15 protein-coding genes and 3 pseudogenes are annotated in these 18,964 nt (G+C 58.1%); 7 read left to right on the top strand and 11 right to left on the bottom strand.

Annotated features, from left to right (window positions below):
* From AB4Z24_RS21675 to AB4Z24_RS21655, 5 genes and pseudogenes are all read right to left on the bottom strand, one after another.
* Window positions 1-236, bottom strand: a 236-nt coding sequence (locus AB4Z24_RS21675) for a hypothetical protein (RefSeq protein ID WP_441711585.1), incomplete at its 3' end; no start/stop codon positions are given.
* Between the two features lie 154 nt (window positions 237-390).
* Window positions 391-1,050 (bottom strand): FecR family protein, encoded by a 660-nt coding sequence (locus AB4Z24_RS21670; protein WP_441711591.1) that lies wholly within the window; start codon window positions 1,048-1,050, stop codon window positions 391-393.
* A 156-nt stretch (window positions 1,051-1,206) separates the two neighbouring features.
* Window positions 1,207-1,359, bottom strand: a pseudogene (locus AB4Z24_RS21665) (FecR/PupR family sigma factor regulator); the annotation flags it as partial.
* Window positions 1,360-1,491: 132 nt separating this feature from the next.
* Window positions 1,492-2,064 carry an RNA polymerase sigma factor gene (locus tag AB4Z24_RS21660; RefSeq protein WP_441711583.1) on the bottom strand — a complete coding sequence of 191 codons (573 nt, stop codon included), beginning with the start codon at window positions 2,062-2,064 and terminating at the stop codon, window positions 1,492-1,494.
* An 8-nt stretch (window positions 2,065-2,072) separates the two neighbouring features.
* Window positions 2,073-2,804: an STN domain-containing protein gene (locus AB4Z24_RS21655; RefSeq protein WP_441711581.1), complete on the bottom strand. Its 732-nt coding sequence runs from the start codon at window positions 2,802-2,804 to the stop codon at window positions 2,073-2,075.
* A 629-nt stretch (window positions 2,805-3,433) separates the two neighbouring features.
* Here AB4Z24_RS21655 and AB4Z24_RS21650 point away from each other — a divergent pair.
* The 4 genes from AB4Z24_RS21650 (at window position 3,434) to AB4Z24_RS21635 (ending at window position 8,141) form a co-directional block, all read left to right on the top strand.
* Window positions 3,434-3,901, top strand: a complete 468-nt coding sequence (locus AB4Z24_RS21650) for a regulator (protein WP_441711579.1) — start codon at window positions 3,434-3,436, stop codon at window positions 3,899-3,901.
* Window positions 3,902-4,576: 675 nt separating this feature from the next.
* Window positions 4,577-5,566 (top strand): MvdC/MvdD family ATP grasp protein, encoded by a 990-nt coding sequence (locus AB4Z24_RS21645; protein WP_441711577.1) that lies wholly within the window; start codon window positions 4,577-4,579, stop codon window positions 5,564-5,566.
* Entirely contained in the window at window positions 5,563-7,017 is a 1,455-nt protein-coding gene (locus AB4Z24_RS21640) for a Mur ligase family protein (RefSeq protein ID WP_441711575.1), read from the top strand. The genes AB4Z24_RS21645 and AB4Z24_RS21640 overlap by 4 nt, the downstream gene beginning before the upstream one ends.
* The gene (locus tag AB4Z24_RS21635; protein ID WP_441711573.1) at window positions 7,014-8,141 is read left to right on the top strand and encodes a hypothetical protein; all 1,128 of its coding nucleotides are present in this window, start codon (window positions 7,014-7,016) and stop codon (window positions 8,139-8,141) included. The genes AB4Z24_RS21640 and AB4Z24_RS21635 overlap by 4 nt, the downstream gene beginning before the upstream one ends.
* 270 nt (window positions 8,142-8,411) lie before the next feature.
* On the opposite strand, the gene AB4Z24_RS21630 is transcribed toward AB4Z24_RS21635, so the two are convergent.
* Entirely contained in the window at window positions 8,412-8,792 is a 381-nt protein-coding gene (locus tag AB4Z24_RS21630) for a PLDc N-terminal domain-containing protein (RefSeq protein WP_441711572.1), read from the bottom strand.
* Between the two features lie 560 nt (window positions 8,793-9,352).
* Between AB4Z24_RS21630 and AB4Z24_RS21625 the strand changes: the two genes are divergently transcribed.
* From AB4Z24_RS21625 to AB4Z24_RS21615, 3 genes and pseudogenes are all read left to right on the top strand, one after another.
* Window positions 9,353-10,300, top strand: coding sequence for a hypothetical protein (locus AB4Z24_RS21625; RefSeq protein ID WP_441711570.1), 948 nt, complete (start codon window positions 9,353-9,355; stop codon window positions 10,298-10,300).
* Between the two features lie 406 nt (window positions 10,301-10,706).
* Window positions 10,707-11,525, top strand: a pseudogene (locus AB4Z24_RS21620) (SDR family oxidoreductase); the annotation flags it as partial.
* A 34-nt stretch (window positions 11,526-11,559) separates the two neighbouring features.
* Window positions 11,560-11,716 (top strand): annotated as a pseudogene (locus tag AB4Z24_RS21615) (AtaL-like protein); the annotation flags it as partial.
* Between the two features lie 359 nt (window positions 11,717-12,075).
* Here the strand turns inward: AB4Z24_RS21615 and AB4Z24_RS21610 are convergent.
* The 5 genes from AB4Z24_RS21610 to AB4Z24_RS21590 form a co-directional block, all read right to left on the bottom strand.
* The gene (locus tag AB4Z24_RS21610; RefSeq protein ID WP_441711568.1) at window positions 12,076-12,906 is read right to left on the bottom strand and encodes an ABC transporter ATP-binding protein; all 831 of its coding nucleotides are present in this window, start codon (window positions 12,904-12,906) and stop codon (window positions 12,076-12,078) included.
* A gap of 21 nt (window positions 12,907-12,927) precedes the next feature.
* Window positions 12,928-13,947, bottom strand: a complete 1,020-nt coding sequence (locus tag AB4Z24_RS21605) for a FecCD family ABC transporter permease (protein WP_441711566.1) — start codon at window positions 13,945-13,947, stop codon at window positions 12,928-12,930.
* Window positions 13,944-15,038, bottom strand: a complete 1,095-nt coding sequence (locus AB4Z24_RS21600; protein WP_441711564.1) for an LLM class flavin-dependent oxidoreductase — start codon at window positions 15,036-15,038, stop codon at window positions 13,944-13,946. The genes AB4Z24_RS21605 and AB4Z24_RS21600 overlap by 4 nt, the downstream gene beginning before the upstream one ends.
* A gap of 58 nt (window positions 15,039-15,096) precedes the next feature.
* Window positions 15,097-16,143 carry an ABC transporter substrate-binding protein gene (locus AB4Z24_RS21595; protein ID WP_441711562.1) on the bottom strand — a complete coding sequence of 349 codons (1,047 nt, stop codon included), beginning with the start codon at window positions 16,141-16,143 and terminating at the stop codon, window positions 15,097-15,099.
* Window positions 16,144-16,231: 88 nt separating this feature from the next.
* Window positions 16,232-18,634: a TonB-dependent receptor gene (locus tag AB4Z24_RS21590; RefSeq protein WP_441711561.1), complete on the bottom strand. Its 2,403-nt coding sequence runs from the start codon at window positions 18,632-18,634 to the stop codon at window positions 16,232-16,234.
* Window positions 18,635-18,964 lie beyond the last annotated feature (330 nt).

Raw genomic sequence — 18,964 nt, 5'->3', positions numbered from 1 at the left:
CGCAGCACGTTCTGCGCCGCCCGCGCCGCCCGCGCCGCCTCCTGCTGACCGGACTGCGCCGCCGCAATCGCCGCCGCCGACGGCGTCGGCAGGTTGTTCCCGCTCGCCAGCGGATTGGCGGCAGCCCCCGGCGACGCCAGCGCCAGAGCCATCACGCTGACGGTCGCAAGCAAGACGGACCGCTGAATGAACCGCCTTGAGACGTGCGCACTAGCGGTGACGTTCGGGATGAGCATCGGGGTTTCCCTGCCAAGTAATCACAGATCCCATCGACCAGCGATGGCGACTTCGAATCTGTGACACCGGCCGGCGACCCAACCCTCAACGAAATTTTCTGACCGCGCTGTTGGGGCCCACGCCTCGTGGCGATAAAGCCTCACTCGGGTTTGCTTAACTCAGGAGAACCAAACCGCCGGGCAGGACACGGCTTTTGATGTCAAAGGCTTGCTCAAGTTGCAGAAGCGCTTCATCAGGCTTGTCTATCCGGAACTGTCCGTTGACGGGAGCACGCGCCTTCTCGCCGTTGAGCAATATGATGTGGCCGCTGCGGTAGCGGTTCAGCTCCTCGACAACCTCCGCCAGTGGCGTCATCTTGAAAATCATCATGCCCTTGCGCCAGGCAGTTGCAACGTCGGGGTCGACCGCGATGGCGGCGCTCAATCCATCCTCGCCATAATTGACGCGTTCTCCGGCCCGAAACGTTTTCTTCTGCCCTTGGTAAGCGACACTTACTTCGTTTTCCAAACAGGTGACGCAAGCACCCGACTGGAAACGGCGAAGGTCAAATCTCCCGTTCGTTGTCGCCACCCGTCCACCGGCAGCCACGACCTCGAGTGCGCCAGCGGAGCGATCCGACTTCCTGGAAAAGGATGCTTCCCCGGCAACCAACTCGATCACATCGTTAGCAAGAGATATGCTGGTGCGGCTGTTCATCTGAACCGAGACACCGTCGCCGAGCGCGACCTCGCGCTGCTCGCCAGCACCCGTTCGGTAGTCCGCACTCAACTCGGAAAAGGACGGCCACAAGCTAAAAGGCGGCCGGGCGATCATAATCCCAGCCGCGGAGGCAGCAAGAGCGCCACCAAGAACTGCCCGCCGACCCACGAGAATTCGCGACCTGCGGGCGCCGGTCACGCTCGCTACGCGGTCGTCATTGATAAGAGATTGCCCCGCCGGTCCCATCGCCTGCCAGAACTGACTCGCGGCAGCAAATGCGGCCGCATGCTCCGGACTGAGAGCGCACCAGCGTTTCAACGCCTCGGCATCTGCCGCAGTAGCCTCCCCCGACGCCAGCAAGCGGATCCAGGCGTGTGCCTTCTCATCGAGCGGCCCGAGTTTGTCATCGTCCCCTCCGCTCATTTTAGGTCTTATCCCCATAGCCAGCCGCCCTGCTGCCTTCCGCAACTCTGGTGCGCAGCGCCTCTATCCCAAGAAGAGAGACACCGCGCAGGCGGCTCGGCTGCGTCAGAATTATTTGTTTTTGACCGTTTTTCATGAGCGACGCCGGAAGCGGGCAACACATTTGATTTGCGCCGCCCGCAGCTCCTTTTCGATCATGCTAACGGAAATCCCGAAGCGTTCGGCTAATTCCTTTCTCGATAGCCCGTCGAGACGCGCCGCAAGCAGAATAGCTCGCTGGCGCGGCGGCAATTCGGCCATCACCTGCTTTAGCTTCGCCAAGTCGGCGCGGCTCTCAATGATCTTCAACGCGTCGGGTGCATCGTCGGCGATGTGGAGCAGGGCTTCGATCTCGGATGTCGTAAGGCGTCGCGCTTCGGCACGGCGCTGGTTTATGGCGATATTCAATGCCGCCTGGAACAGGTAAGCGACAGGGTTTCCCGGTTGCCCGTTTGGCTTTGCCGCTTGGAGACGAACGTAGGTGTCCTGCAGCGCATCCTCCGCGGAGTCGAGCGACCCGAGTCGGCGTGCAAGACGCGTCCTGAGATCGGCATACCGGGCAACGAGGACGACCCGCAGCTTTTCTGCCTCCGTCTGCTCCCTCAAGGTCACCGGGTCTGAGACCTGCGCCTCGAGAAGAGCAGGCGCTCTTACCCTCTTATTCACGTGCCCTCTTATTCACTTCTTTGACCGTCGTCGCTTGAGCGGCAGTCAACCGTGCCGCCTGAGGATTGCGGCAACACGACTGCGGTTAACGGCTGCGGCAAGCCCGCCGGCGGCGGCGCTCCGATCCGCGCGCGGCGCAAAGCGTCTGCCGCGGCCGCATCGCGCCTGTCATCACCAGTCGTGTCGAGCAGCTTCACATGCCTCAGTTCTCCCGCCTGACCGATCGAGAAGCTCACGGCAAGCCGGTAGCTGCCTGGCCGGGTCCATGCGCTGCCACAGAGAGCCTCGTTGAGGCTTTTCTGAATCAAGCCCGAATAGCGTTGGATAGGGCCCGGCTGCGCAGCGAGAAACGCCTGTGCGATGTATGCCGGGGCGACCGCCGCAGCAGGGCTCGTATCCGGAACGACTACAAAAGCGCCGTCGGTCGTGAACTGGGCCGTAAGCCCGCTGCCACTGAGCAATTGACGCAAGGCGCTTTGCGGGCTCAACCGCCCTCTAGCTCCGCCCGAGGTACGACCAACGGCAAGATTGCCGTTATAAGCTGCAACGATACCTGTCTTCGCGCTGTAGGCGTCCAATGCTGACGCCACTGGCTGAGCCGGAATGTCAAACGACATCTCTGCATTTGGCGGAGCGCTCGTCGGCGTCTGAGCCGACACCTCTCGCGGGGCCACTGCAGCCATTGCGAACGTCAGGAGGTGGCCGACGACCAGCATCCACGGACGCCCGATTAGGGACATGTTCCGATGTTCAAGCGGCACGCAGCCCGATGTCCCCCGGAGCAATCCAGAGCGGCGGAGTTCACCACTTAACTGTCTGGACCGCAAAAATTGCCCTCAGCCGACGCTTACTCGCCTTGCACGAAGAATTCATGACTTGCCAGCGACCCATGGCAGATGGCCGGACGTCCGGCAAGCAACCGCATCTGCGAACCGGCGAGTCGACTTCTCGGTACCTGGACACTGCTGCAAACGGCGCATACTCATCCCCATGAATGATATGTCCGCTCTTGAAGACATGACCGACACGCATAGGGACTGGTCCCCGCCCGATTACGCAGGTGTCTGCTTTCCCGGAAATGCGAACAAGGCCAATTGCGACTTCATAAGCTTCGAAATGTCTGCTTGGGGCCAGAACCGGACGCTCTTCAATTTCGCGGAACGACGCTCGCTCACAAACCGCAGTGGCTAAACCGCATCGCCTTCGTGTCGACAGTCATCTCAAATCAGTCAAATCGCCCAAACCATCGCGGGCAAATCGCCGTTGTTGCGGTGATGTCTGTACGCGACAATCCTGCTGGTGCGTTCTGCCGCTCATCAATTCGAGACCGCGCCAAATCGGAAATTACGGATTGATCTGGAGGAATTTCATGTCGAAATTCAACGACAGCAATATCGCATGGCGCACGCTGGACTGGCTGCCTAACGTTAGTTTTTTCGTATACGACGTGGATGAGAAGGCTGGCGTCGTCGATGTTATCTTCAAGTTCGCCGCCAACAAGCAAGTGATGCTGCATATCCATCATGCTCCCTACATCACCTTGGTGGTCCAAGGCGAATTACGATTCCAGAACCCCGACGGCTCTCCGAAGGAGATCCGACCATGCGGGAGCTATGTGAAGGGCGTGGTCAATGGCGTGGCGCACACAGAAGGAGGCGCTGGCGATGAGGATGCAATAGTCTTCTTCAGCAATCGCGCCGTCACCGGGAATCTCTACGAATTCATCGACGAGAACGGCAAGCAATTCAAGATGCTCGGCATCGCGGATTTCCGAGAGCAGCTTGAAGCGGAAATCGCCGCCGGGGAACTTAAGAGAGTCTCCGCGCGCGCCGCCTGAACTCCCACCAAACCGGGCCTCGCGCAAGTGGGGCTCTTGACCGCCTCTGCTCGAACATCTCGATCGTTCTGATTTAATCGATGTCCATTTTTTGACTGACGAGTGGGCACCGGCCATTCTCCATCCTTCGGATGCAGGGTGCGGGGCATTTGGGCCAGGAGCTTCTGGAGGTCATATCACCCCAGTGTGGTGCGGTGGCTGGTGCGCTCACAGCAGCTGTTTGCGATGTCAGCGCGCGCTACGAGCACACTTGTCGGACATTTCCGTGACTATCGACAAAGGAACGGTGCTTTCCCCCAAGACACTGATCGTCTTGGCAAAGTTCACTCTCGCCTCACCCATCTGAGCGGGTCCACAGGACTCTTCTAGTCATTTCTTGCATTACAGCCGGGTCGCCGATTTGCAACACTTAGATGATTTCCCGATGAATCCTGAGCATATGGAAACGTAAATCTTTGACTGTCGCTCGTCCCCGCCAATAGAACTTGTACGCACTATTCGGAGAATCTCTTCCGAATTCACAGGAGTGTCGATGATGCCCCAGGCTGAGAAATCTGAAGTACTTCCACTGCTGTTCAGAAAGCGTCGCCCAGTGGATAGCTCTATCGCCGTGCAGTATGTCGGAACCTCGACCGAGCTCGACATAAAATAAGCGACGTGAATCGGCGATCGATATTGATCGTTACGCACTCCGCTGATGATCATGTACCGCTTATCGAAATCGAACTGGCTCAACTGGGTACGCAATTCGTCCGTTTTGACACTGACACATTCGTCAGTGGCAGGGAGGCTGAATTCGCAATAGAGGCGAGCGAGCCGCAGGTCGGATTGTGCGTCGGTTCAAAAAAGCACTGTGGCGAAGAATTCGCCGCAGTGCTTTTTCGTCATATCAAGACCCCTCCGCCGACCCAACATGACGATCCCGACGCTGGCCGGCTAGTCGCATCCGAAATGGCGGCAGCCCTCGAAGGCAGCATATTGGCATTAGAACCGGCATTGTGGATCAACCATCCGCTGGCCAATAAAAACACGCGAAACAAGGTGTTGCAGCTTCGGGTCGCCGCTCGGCTCGGATTTGAGGTTCCAGACACCATCCTCACCTCGGATCCGGCACGCATCCGCCGTTGTTTCGAGCAGTGGGACGGAGAGATGGTAGCAAAGCTCGTTGGCGGGCAAATTGTGGGACGTTCAGTTGATAGTCAGTTCGTTATCCACACCACGCGTCTGGAGGCACAGGACCTGGACGACGAAGCGGCGCTGGCAGCGGCGCCCGCAATCTACCAGCGTCTCATTGCAAAAGCCTCGGATGTGCGTGTCACCGTGATCGGCGATACGATCTTCGCATGCCGAATTGCCTCTCAGGGGCACAGCGACGGAGTGGTCGATTGGCGCGCTGCGGGATTCCGAGCGCTCCAACATAGCGCCATTGAGTTGCCAGCTGAACTCCAAGCCCTCTGCCGCTCGATCGTGCGCCGGTTCGGACTTCACATGGCTGGCATCGACCTGATCGAGCGACCCGATGGTTCTTACGTTTTCCTCGAGATCAATGCCGCCGGCCAGTGGCGTTGGATCGAGGATATGACTGGCCTGCGCATCGCCGCCGAAATTGCCCGGCATCTCAACGCAGCAGCATTGGGGCGCGAGTTCGGCGAGCGCCCATATTGAAGCATCCGCTACCACGCCCGCCAGTTCTCGTCGCCGGTCTTGGACGGGCCGGTGAGGCGGCGCTTCAGGCTGTTTTCAAGGCCTGCGGACCGGAGGGGGTCTACGCTTGGGATGCAAACACCGCCTCGCCAATTCGACGTAAGGCTGCGGCTTGGCGGGCCAGGGGCGTCGAGGTCGCACTGGGCAGCGATGGCACTGAGTTCATCCCACGGCTAGAGCGGATCGGCACGATCATCAAGAGCCCGGGGATTGATCTCGACATTCCCCTTATATCGTTCGCCCAGGCCGCAGGTATTTCCTGCATCGATGAACTCGAATACGGCTGGCGCCGTGCCGATTGCCCGGTCGTTGGTGTCACCGGGACTAACGGTAAATCAACCACCTGCGCCCTTGTCGCAGCAGTGCTGAGAGCGGCGTCGCAGACCTGTCAGATCGTCGGCAATACCGAGTTTGGACCACCCTTATCAGCCTGCTCGGCCAGCAACGATGTTCTCGTCTGCGAGGTGTCGAGCTTTCAGCTGGAGGCAAGCCCGACGTTCCTGCCGGAGTTCGCGATATTCACGAACTTGACGCCTGAACACCTCACAAGGCACGTCACGATGGCCAACTACGGCGCCGTAAAGAGCCGAATGTTCGTCAACGACGGCAAAACATGTGGTGTTGGCATCGTCAACATTGACGACCCCTGCGGACGCAATCTGCTTACGAGCACCACAGCGGCCAGCGGCCGCGTGATATCCTATGGTTTCGACTCGCACGCCGATGTTCGGGTGATGTTGGCCGAGTGGGATGTTGCGGCGGCGCGGATCCGACTGCAATATCGCGGGCAAACGTATGAATTGACTACGCGGCTCCCCGGACGTCACAACGCACTGAATGTCGCCGCCGCATTTGCATTTGGTGCCGGTGCAGGCATTGATCTCGACACAATACGGGCTGGCCTCGAGCATGCTGACGCCCCTCCCGGTCGCTGGCAGATCATCACCAGCGGCGAACCCTTCGACGTAATCGTTGATTATGCGCATACCCCCGACGGCTTGAGACAGGTGCTCTCGACGGCGAAGGAAATCGTGCGGCGGCGGGGGGCGCGTTTGCACACCATATTCGGCCCGGTCGGCTTACCTGACCTGCCGAAGGCTGCTGGGTGCGCTTCCGCAATTGCTTCATTGAGTGATCATGTCGTACTGACTACTGGAAGCGCGCCGCGCAGCGCTCGGATACTCCGCATCAAGGAGTTGCTCGATATGATCAAGGGCCGCTGCGAAGTCGATATCTTGCTGTCGCGGCGCACGGCAATTGAAAGGGCCATCAACACCGCGCGGCCAGGGGATATAGTTGCGATCCTTGGCATTGGGGCCCTTACCAGGCTGATCATCGATGCCCGCGGCACGACGGAGCCATTCGATGATCGCGCATGCGCGCTGAGCATACTTAAAGGGATGCGACTGTGAGATTTGTGATCGCGACGCGTCGGTTGCGCTCGCCCGGGGGCGCGGAGACATTCGTCCTGACGCTCGGCGAAGCCCTGGCTCAGCTCGGTCATGAAATCGTTCTATTCTCAAACGAGCTCGGCCTGGTGGCCGAGGAAGCGAGCCGACGCGCGTTCATCGTATTATCGGATCTGCACCAACTGCCGCGCGAGATCGATGCAACGATCTCGCTCGATCGGGCCCACGCTATCGACCTTGCACGGATCTACCCAAAAGCCGTACGGCTCTATGCGATGCAAAACACTCTTGAGCAGGATCTGCCGCCCCCCGAGCCCGGTATCGTCACCGCAACGATCGCGCCTAACACCCGCTTCGAGATATTGGCGCGAGGATGTGTGGGCGCCGGCGATGTGCTTCGCATCCGGCAGCCGATCGACATCTTGCGCTACAGCCCGCGCGGCTTTGCCAAGCCAGTACCAACCGACGTCCTCTACGTCGGCAACTACAGCCTTGCCGAAGGGCAGCGCCTGACGCAACTACAGGAGGCTTGGGGCGATTTTGGTTTGAAGTGGCATTACCTTGGGCGTCCAACTCCTACGCTCGACGTGGCCAAGGCGATCGCCCAGGTTGATATCGTAGTCGGCTACGGACGCTCGATACTGGAGGCAATGTCCTGCGGGCGACCGGCCTATGTGCATGAGCACTCCGGCTCAGACGGCTGGGTGACAGCTGCGAACTACACTAAGCTCGAGGCCAACGGCTTTGCCGGCTCTGCACTTCGCGCGCACCCCGACATGGCGACGCTTCGAGCCGACTTTGCCAACTATAGCCCCGACTACGGCCGCATCGGCCAAGATCTCGTTCGCATGCACCACGATGCAAAGATGGTTGCAGCGGACCTCGTCCAGCGCATATCTGCGCTCGCGAGCCCGTCAGTCGTGTACGACGCGAGTGCCTTATACGGGCTCAGACGCTTGGTCGAGAGCCACGCACGCGCCGAGGAAAGGGCCGAAAAATATCGTACGGAAGCGAAGGCTGCGGTTGCACTGTGGAAGATTGTTAATCTGCCCGCGCGCCTGATGTACAAGGCCAAACGACGCGCCCACATGTTACGGCGGAGGCTCCTGGAAGCAACGAACAGATAACTATCGTGCAAACGACTGCGACGATCATCCTTTCGCCAGTTTGCCCCCATCACCAGAAAGGCGTGCCATCGGCTGCATTTCGCTGAGAGCCGCACAAGGAATCGGGAGCTGTATCTCGAGCGGCAGGCAGATCCGAGCGCCAAGAGCCAGATGAAGTTCCGGAAGGATGAGACTTCCAACTCCATCCAGATGATCAGTACAGCAAGACAATTGATGGCACATCCCGCTGGGAGCGACATCGAGGTGTGCCGTAAGGCTGCCAGTCGGACCTTACATTACCAAACGGGCCCGCAAGCGCCCGTATTCCTGATCTGAAACCGTTCCATCAGCTCTCAACCGGTTGAGCTTTTCAAGCTCATCGGCGACGCTAAAGCCTACGGTCCTTCGTAAATCATCTCGCACCTGCTGCGCGTGTTCCACGCGTCGTTCGTACATGCCGTTGGACTGCGTAAGGATGTAAGCGAAGACGCCGAGGTACGGAAATACAATGAGCACGATTGTCCATATCACTTTGGCGAAGCCGGAAATATCCCGACGGCTAAACAGATCAGCGAAGACGGTTATCAGCAGCCATATCAAGATAAAGAACATGAAGATCGTGAAAGCATCGACCAGAAAATTGCGGAATGTGAATCCTTCATTGAAAAGCATTGTCGGCCTCCAACACGCTTAGTTTTGATCGAGCGAAGCGGCGACGCAGGCGAGAATAGGTTTTCTCATAGCTTCTCCAAGCTCGCTTAAATTCGCGCGCTCACTGTGCGAAGCCAACTCATAAGGTTAGAAGCTCGGATCTGATAAGGACAGCCACTGACCCGAGAGCGATGAAGAATCGTAATATTGCGTAAGCAAAGCGTGAACCCACAGCGCAAAATAGGCGACAATCCCTATGCGTCCCTTCCGTACATCTCCGCAGCCGAAGAAACGGCATCGGGCGAGTGTCCGTCTTTCAACTTCTCAGTTGCCAATGATCCCGGGATCGGACGGACGGAGTGCCTTCTACATTGCTTAGTAACGTGCGAAGCGTGCAGCAACGGCCGCGCAACGATGAAACACTAATCGACGTTCACGGACGAAATATACGGCTCTGAACCGGCGAACCCGCTTGACGACGATTTGAATTGCTTTGCCTATGCGGTTTATTCCTTGGGGGCGCACGATGCGAACAGCCGCGATGACCTTCCGCTTGCTCCCTAGATCTGGGCGCTTCATTTATGTCAACTGACGCTGCCCTTCGTCTCGCTCAACTTGGTGTTCCCGCCGAATTCCACGCAGAGATCGGGGCTCGTCGCTCGCCGCGCTTTCACACCCTTACGCACCTCACGATCGTTCTTTTCTCTATTGCGCTGGCGACGGCTGCGATCGCGACTTGGTCCCGCTATGTCGACGTCGCTGGACGAGATGAAGCGAGATCGGCGAACGCCCTTCTTTACGACAACGATATTGGTGCGGAGTCATTGGGCCTTTTATTCGCGATGCTGTTTGCAGGCGGCTGGCTGTGCGGCTCGATCACTTGGCGGCGTGGAAGCGAAAACGCTCGCAACGGCTGGGCGGCCGACCTCATCCACGAACCGGCAAAAAACAAGGCCGTAACCGATTGGGTCTGGCGCGCGATGATCAATCGGCACACGCGTGGGGCCATTAGCGCTGACGGGTTTCTAGATCGGCTGGGCCCGGGGATCGTTCGAGATCTTCGGTTTGCTTTCTTCGCCATGCTCGGACTGACGGCCGCGCTCGGCTTGATGTTCCCGGCTCACATTTCTTTTGCAACGGATAGCGCGGTAACGGATCGCCCCATCCTGCCCTTCTCACGCGGTCTCGTAAAGCTCATTCCGAATGCGACGACTGTCATCACCGGTTGTCCGGTATTGCCGAAGGAGGGCAACACGCTCGTCTATCGGTTGCGCTTCGCGGACGGAACGGACGCGAATATTGGTGGCTGGCAACCGCTGTCCGGAAGCCGGATTGCCGCCCTTGCGATCATCTCGGCTCGATTGCCAGCGGGAATCGCCCGCGAGCGTTTCAGCAATCCGATTGGCAGCGAACCCTTGGCGACGGACTGCATCAAGGCCTACGGCGGGGACGAGAACGGCATTGCCAAGTTGTTGCAGTTATTGAGGCCGTCGGAATCCGAAAAGAAGGCCCTGGATGGAAGATCGTGACCAAATGAAACACGCCGCGCGGCAGCGGGCTCGCGACCGAACGCGCCCCCGGAGGGGACGGCTTTCCGCGAGGACAATCCCAATAGATGAGATCGCACCGCTAGGACACCAAGGGTTAGATGCCACCCGGAATTGCAAAAGCATAGCCGGAGCGCCACGTTTGAGTCATCCGGCCGCCTTTTGGTTAGTGGACCCGTGGCGCAGGCCAATCACCACAAGCGGAATAAAACTCAAGCGGCTTGAGTCATACATCTGTGCTGCCAGCAATCCCGTCGCCTCAACCCCCAGGGCGAAGCAGCGGCACCCGCCCGGTCGGTCATGCCACACTGGCCGATCGGGCACCCCGCAAGGGCCTCACGTTACGCAATTGCCCTACCCGATGGTTATGCTCAGCGCGCCGTGAGGGAAGCGCGGCGCCGACGTGCGCGTCCTCGTCCGCAATCCCGCGAAGGCCAACTTTCCGACTGACGTTGAGGTCGTGCAGGGTGACCTGCTTGATATCGACAAGCTCCGCTCCGCTTTCACCGGTGTCAAAACCCTGTTCCTGCTCAATGCGGTTGCGGGCGATGAATTTACTCAGGCGCTGATCGCACTGAATGTGGCCCGCGAGTCCGGCGTCGACCGGGTCGTCTACCTGTCGGTGATCCACGCTGACCGCTTCGTCAACGTGCCGCACTTCGCAGTGAAGTCCGGCAGCGAGCGGATGATCGAGCAGATGGGTTTGAGCGCCACGATCCTGCGTCCGGCGTACTTCATCGACAACGAGCACATGATCAAGGACGTGATCTTGAACTACGGCGTCTATCCGATGCCGATCGGCAGCAAGGGTATCGCCATGATTGACGCCCGCGACATTGCCGAGATCGCCGCGATCGAGCTGATCCGCCGCGACGAAGCCCCGGGCAAGCTGCCGATGCAAACCATCAACCTGGTTGGCCCTGACACGCTTACCGGTACGGACGTGGCGGAGATCTGGACCAAGGTCCTGGGGCGCGCGGTTGGTTACGGTGGCGACGACCCCACCGGGTTTGAGCAGAACCTGGCGAAGTTCATGCCGAAATGGATGGCTTACGAAATGCGCCTGATGGCCGAACGCTACGTCAGCGACGGCATGATCCCGGAAGTCGGCGACGTCGAGCGTCTGACCGGGATTCTGGGCCGCCCGCTGCACTCCTATCGCGACTTCGCGACCAAGATCGCGGCAGCCGCCAGTGAGTCGCCCTGATCGTCTAAAAGCAACACCCGCCAGAACTACGATCGTGATTTATTCGATTGCCACCGTCCCGGTGAATCCGAAAGACGAAATCAAGCTAGCCCGCGCACAAGCATGGGCTGGCTTGGAGCTCAAAGCCCGCGACGCCCGGTTGTTCCTGCCACCGGACCTCTGCTCCCCGCTGCGATGTCGTGGAAGAAAGCGAGAAGCGCACACGCGAACTGCTCGCGGAGGCAAAATCTGACTCGGACAATCAAAGGGCGTGGTTGCCTCCTATCAGTGGCTACGCCCACGCTCGCAAAGGCTCGCATTCGAGCGCTAGCCACCTCAAGACACCTCGGAGCTTAATTGCAACTTAATTCGCGAGGAGAACCGTCCACTGAAGAGCTATTGATTTAGATGTTCGAGATTGGCCCTTTTTTTATTGCCGAGTGAGCCTTGAGCGGCAGAAGGCATACGTCTGAAATCTTGGGGGTATGCGGAACTCAATTAGGACGCTCTACAGTGGAACTTCGACCGATGTCGGCAACTGGCCCAAGGTTGAAAAAGCAGCTTGGTCTGCCTACCGCAGAACTTCGGACACAGCGGCACGCGGGAAGAACGCGACGCGATCTTCGCTTATTGACACGCACTCGACGTCGATTCCGTAAAGTCTCCGCATGCTGGCGGCGTTCAAAACTTGTCTTGGTGGTCCTTCCTCCTCGACACGCCCCTCGATAATCAGCGCGATGCGATTTGATGCTTGATATGCGAACTGCGGATCGTGGCCCGTCATCAAAATCGAGTAACCGTCGTCGGCCAGCTGTTTCAAGTGCCGGGCGAGCACGCTTTGATAGCCGAAGTCCAGACTCGCCAGCGGCTCATCGAGAATTAGCGTTGAAGTCTCTTGGGCGAGCGAACGCGCTATGAGCACGAGCTGGCGTTCTCCTCCCGAGATCTCGCTATAAATGCGGTCGGCAAGATGCGGAATTTTAAGTTTCTCGAGCACGCGTCGAACGACATCGCGATCAAGCTCCGAAGGACTGCCCAATAAACCCATTCGCGTGAGCCGTCCCATGGTCACGACTTCGCGAACCGTATAGGGAAATGGCGTCATGTGAACTTGCGGCACGTAAGCAACCTGTGTCGCAATTTGCCGGTGAGAGAGCGAAGTCAGTGGGCTTCCCCCAATAAGGACCTCTCCCCGCGCAGGAGACGCTAGCCCCAACAGCAGCCGCAGCAGCGTGGTTTTGCCAGCCCCGTTGGCGCCGAGTAGAGACACGACTTCACCGGGTCTGAGAACGAGGCTTACGCCCTTAAGAATGTCGCACCGTGCAATTCGAAAATAAAGATCTCGCGCCTCAAGACGGGCGCCCAGCAGCTTTCCGGATCGCATCTCGTGCTGCGTTTCCATGCGCTTCTTCTTCCAGAGCCGTTATAGCCAAGCGCGGCGCGTTCGCCCCAGCACCAGAATGAACGCCGGGATGCCGAGCAACTCCGTCACGATGCCGATGGGAATTTCAGCAGGCGTCAGGGCGCGAGCAAGACAGTCGGCGCTGAGAAGAAACAACGCTCCCAGTATCGCGCTCAAGGGTAGCAACCGAGCATTGGCCGGACCAAAAAGCAATCGCGCGAAGTTCGGCACCATCAGCCCGACCCAACCGATGATTCCCGCGATCGATACCGACAGCGCTGAAATGAGCGTCGCCGCGAAAATCACGCCGTAACGAACTGCCGTAACCGGAACCCCGAGCGATCGCGCTTCATCGTCGCCCATCGACAGTGCGTCGAGCGCGCGGCCGCACAATGTCAAGCCCACGATACCGCCGAGGATCGGTACGACAACGATCGAAATTTGCTTCAGTTCGACCGACTGTAGACTTCCCATCAGCCAGTAAACGATGGCCGGCAATTGATCGTATGGGTCGGCGGTATATTTTATGATCGATAACAGCGCCGTGAACAAAGCGCCGCTGATGATCCCGCCGAGAATGAGCGTCACCATTGTACCGCGCCCGAAAAGATTGGCTATGAGAACGCCGAGCGCAACGGCGAGCAGCGCCATCACGAAGGCCAGCAGTTGCACCATGATCCAATGACCAGAGATCAATAAGCCGATCGCAGCTCCGAACCCTGCGCCTCCGAGCACCCCGAGGATACCAGGCGAAACGAGAGGGTTGCGAAATATCGCTTGAAACGCGGCGCCCGAAACCGCGAGCGCCGCCCCGATCAATGCTGCAGCCATGATGCGCGGAAGCCGGATCTCGACAATGATATTGTGCAAGAGCGCGAAGCGATCTGGCTCAATCTGACGAAGCCCAAGAGCAGCTTGGAAATACTCGCTGATGTCCACAATGCCGAGCGGGTATCGTCCGAGGGTCAGCGATAGCGACATCGCACCAAGCAAAACCAACCCGAGCAGAAACATCGGCGTAACTGCACTCTCACGGTTCATGTTGCGGTCCTGGCCGTAAGCGCCGTTTCCACGCGCGGCCGAACTTCGCGGCTGAGGAGAGTGAGTGAGCGATCGAGAAGCTCCAACGGCAAGAAACCAAAAAATGCGCTGAGGGCGTTGAGGTAGGTTATGCCGAGTTCTTCGTTAAGCTCTACGATTCGACGAGCACAGCTTTCCGGGCCCCCCGCGATCACCATCTCGCGGTAAAAAACCTCGGGATCAAGCTCGTCCTCCGATACGATCCCCCTACGATTAAAGAGACCGATTCCCTTAAGCCGCGCGGAGAGTTTGAGAACGGTTGGCCATAGCTCTTCTCGCGCGCTCGCGTCAGTCTCGCTGACATAGACAAATCGGCCAAAGGGTACTTGTTGGACATCGCCGCCGGCATCTTTGAAAGCGCGCATAAGGCGACGCTGGTTCGTCATGTTTGTGATGCCGTGACAGATGAGTGCATGGCCTTCTCGTGCCGCCCAAGCGGCGGTTTCGTCGGAATAGGTTCCGATGAAAATGGGGGGATGAGGCTTTTGGATAGGCTTTGGCTCGATGGAATAGCCATTTTCGCCGAATGGCATCTTTTGGTCCTGCCAAGCACCGAGCAAAAACTGCAATGTCGATTGAAATCGCTCGTTCACGGTCTCGGGTTCGATGCCGTAAACTTCGAGATACCTGGCATTGCCGCCGCGCGAGATGCCGAAATCAACGCGGCCGTCCGAGAGCACGTCAAGCGTCGCGATCTCTTCGGCAAGACGCACGGGATGGTGAAGCGCGAGCAATAGAACGGAGAAGCCTACTCGCAACCGGCGCGTACGCGCGAGAATTGCGGATGCGAGAATGAGCGGAGAATGACAGCGCCGGCCTTCAACCTCGACGATGCTGCCCTGAAAATGCTCCTCGTTGAGCCAGAGCCCGTCGAAACCAAGTGCCTCTGCCTTTTCGGCAAGAGCGAGCAACCCGGACGAAGAAATTGCCTCCAGACCTCCAGCACAACCGGAAAGCCCAATGCGAAACCGAGGCGTGGTCTGTCGGGGAATCTCAGATGAAGTTCGTTCGTCGCGATCGGAGTTGCGACTGATATTTCTGCCCTCGCCCATCGGCCCCTCAGTCCGTCGCACTACTGGCAAACGTCACTGACGTCCCGCCACGACGGCTTCATCTAGATGCACCTGCTCTGCCCGCGAGGATCGTACTCACATCTTCGCGACTGATGTCCGTTTTGAAAAACGTTGCGTAAAACGAACGAACTTCATCCTCGATCGCAATATCGGCAAAGAGCTCGGGTTGAAACACTTTCGCCGCCCAAAGGACGGTAAGCGGCTGTTCGACGGTGCGATTTCCCCACACGTGGACACCCATCGGAATCGCATAGACGCGCTTGTTCTTTATCGCTGAAACGTTGGCAAGCCTTGCATCGTTATAGGCGTCCGCAATCTCGGGCTCGGCAGTGACGACGATCACCTCCGGATCCCACGCGAGTACTTGCTCGATAGAGAAATTGAAGGCTTCCCCAATTCGGCCGTCGTCGGTAACGCTTCGCCCGCCCGCCTTTGCAATCCACCATTCAGCGATTTTGTGAGGCTGCGTCATACGCCTGAGGTCGGCGTAAAGAACTCGCGGCCGCTGATCGGCGCGCAGTGTGTCGACGCGAGCGCCGACTCTTTCGATGGTTCTATCGAAGTACCGGCTGTAAGCCTCGGCCGCCTCTTCCTTGTTATAGAGCTCACCGAGAAGGTGCATCACGGTTTTGACGTCACTTGGCTTTTGCCAGGACAGATACAGCGCCGGAATATGGGTGCGGGCAAGCAGATCGATTGTTGTTCGATCCATCGTCAGCACGACATCCGGAGAGGCCGTGATCACGCCCTCGATATTCGGGCCCTGGCCAGTTTGAATGACGGGTCCCTTTGCGAGGCTCGGTGCAACGACATACTGAAAACGCCAGCGGGAGCCCCCAAGATTGGGCGGTAGATTATTGACGATCGATCCCGCTTCGCCCAGTGCGAATACGAAGCTGTTCAGGACAGGCACCGGTCCAATCGTGCCAACGCGCGTGACTTTGTCCGGCACTTTAACAGTGCGCCCCGCCATATCTGTGACGACACGCTCTGCAAAAACCGGCGAACTGCCGACAATTGCCGCGAGACAAATCGCAAACCATAGCGACGCTAAATTCTGAATTCCTGTCCGTCGAGCGAGCATGAAGTACATCCGGATATCGGCAGAGGTTTGTCGCTCTCGTTGAGCGTGAAGAAACGGGGATGCCCGCAGGCATCCCCGACGCCGATCCTCAGAATTTTACCGCGACGGTCCCGATAAATGTCCGAGGTGCACCGACGTAATACTGTGCGTCCGAACTCAAGTCGGTATCGTTCGGCGATATTTGCGAAATGTATTGCTTATCGAACAAGTTCACGACACCGAATTTGAGCGTTGCTTCCTGCAAACCGAATTTCTCTCTGACGTTATAGGCGACTGTGAAATCAGAGACGGTGTAGCCAGAGACTTTGTTGAGGTTCTGGGCATCGCCGTATCGTTCGCCGATGAAACGAACGACAGGCGTGAACGCGAAGTCATTCCAAGTATAGGTCACGCCCGCCTTAAACATGGCTTGCGGCGTATTTGGAATTTGCTTGCCCTTCGTCGAAATCGGAACCCCGCCGCTCAGTGTCTGTGTGTCACCATCAAAGGTTTCGGACGAAAGTGTCGCCGACCCAAACGCGAAGAGTTGCGATCCGAAGTTATAAGATGCCTGCAGTTCTGCCCCGTACTCGGTGCTTGAGCCGGTTCCCACGTAATAGGCAAGATTGTTGATGGCAGGATCGTTGATCTTGACCTGTTTGTGATCGTGCAGTGCGTAGAAGACACCTGGAACGACCGTCAGCCCATTGCTGCTATACCTGAGCTGAGCCGAGAATTGATCGGCAATTTCTGGCCTGACGTTGTCGACGAGGTCCTGTAGATCGATACCCTTCGATTGAAATGTCGTGCGGTTGCTTATGTAGTTGCTTGCCTGCGGTCCCCAGTCCGGCCGCCCGAAGTTGCGTCCGTAGGCGAAATTCGCGCTCCATCCGCCGCCAAAATCCTTCGTGACACCGAAGTTCGGCAAGAACTCGTTGTAGTCCTGCGCGGCTACGAGCGCATCGCCGTATGCCTTCAGACCGGGATAGGCCAACGCTTCATCCAGCGTGCCATTGGGGACGCCCGCCGTCATGTAATAGCGCATCTCCGGTGCGCCGAGATTCATATAGCGCACGCCTCCCGTCACCGTGACGCTTCCGAGCGACTGTGTAACTTGAGCGTAGGGGCTGTTGATGACGAAGTTGTCGATCTTCGCGATCGTATTCCAGTTCGCGAACGTGAGCTCGCCCGCCGAAGTGATGTTGAAACGACGTTGATCGGTCGGCGGCGGCGGCGGCGCCAATGACTGCCACCAGTAACCTACCGCTACATCCGTCCCGGTAGCAAAATGTCCATTGTATTCCAGCACCCCACCGAGATTATCGTTCTCCTGTCTCCAGATCTGGGTCATCTTGCCGGCGGCAGACCATTGCTCGCCATCGTTGTTCCAGTAGTAGGGCTTGAAAACGAGGTGCTGACCTTCGGCAAGCCGGTAATCGACATTCGCGAAAACCGCGAAATCCTCTGAGCTCACGCGATTGAGCTTGTAGTAGTTTGCCGGATTGGTCATATCCAGCTTCTTATCGTAGTCCAGATCGTAGTTTTTCTTGAGATTCAAAGTCTGCTGATACGTCAGAGCCTTGTAGGGATTGCCGTCGAATTTGCTGTAGACCGCGCTTACATCGACCTTGAGGTCCTCATTGACCCTTTGGCTTATCCCAACGGCAAAGTTGTCACGCGATTCATCTCCCGCGCCCGACCATTTGTCGGCGCTGGCGGTCGAACCGGATATGAAGAATTGCGTTCCCGTACTGAGCAATCCTGTGTCGATGCGTGCGAATGTTTTATTGAAGTTCCACGACCCGAAGCTCTGTTCGGCGAAGGCGGAGGCCTTATCCTGAGGGCCGAGAATGATCTGATCGATTACACCCGAGGCATTTGAAACGCCTAGGCTCCTGTCGGCTGGAATCGGCCCTCTGTAAACATCGAGACGAGCGATGTTTTCGAGATCGTAGAGATCAGCGCCTCCGACGATCCCCATGATCGGGAGACCGTTGATGTTCCTCGAGAGATGAAAGTCGCCTTTGCCCGCGATATTGATATTGCGCGTATTGCTTAGACCAAAAGGATCAGGGCTTTCATAGTTGATCGACGGAATAACGTCTGCAGCCTGATAGAAGCTGGTTTGCGCTCCGCCACCGAGAATGTTGAGGCCCTCGCGGCTTACGCTGCTGACGCGACCGAGCGTCGGATCGCTGACGATCACGCCGCCAATGGTCTGCGCTGTCACGGATGGCGACATGACGCCCTGGCTATCTGGACCCGGTCCATTTGCGTCGCCGAGCGACAAATCTACGCCGCTGGATGCCTGATTTGATGTATCGGTCGCCTTGGCTTTCTTAGGGACATTCTTTTTCTTCGCGACCTTCGGCGTCGGCTCTGCATTTTTATCGGAGAGCACCGTGACGGGGGGAAGAGGTTTTGTAGCGTCACCCGAGTTCGCCTCTTGGGCGAGAGCCGCGATCGGCGCTAACAGTAACGTACTGCTCAGCGCAAGTTTCTTCTTTATCATTGTAAGCTCTCTCCATATTCGCACGGTCAAATCCGACGACGCCGCGCCGGAACCGCAGTGCTTTTTTCTTGATGGTTTCTCTGTCGCGCGCAGCCGCGGTGACTTCACTTAGAAGCCCGCAGCGCGGCCTTAAGTGTTGAAGATCAGCGGATCTGTTGTGCGTTCAGCAGGCGACGATCTTCGAAAAGATCGCGCTCATGACGGCAACGCGGCCACCAAGCAGCAGTGCTTTTGCTACCGTTCCTATGCTGATCTTGCGCAGGATAAGGGCGCACAGCCGCTTGAGCAGCGGCGGACAGGTACTCCGACACGACTTCCCCCAAAGACACT

Origin of the sequence: Hyphomicrobium sp. 2TAF46, from assembly GCF_052114865.1 — a bacterium.
Taxonomy (GTDB): Bacteria; Pseudomonadota; Alphaproteobacteria; order Rhizobiales; family Hyphomicrobiaceae; genus Hyphomicrobium_B.
This window is presented reverse-complemented; position numbering and strand designations above follow the sequence as displayed.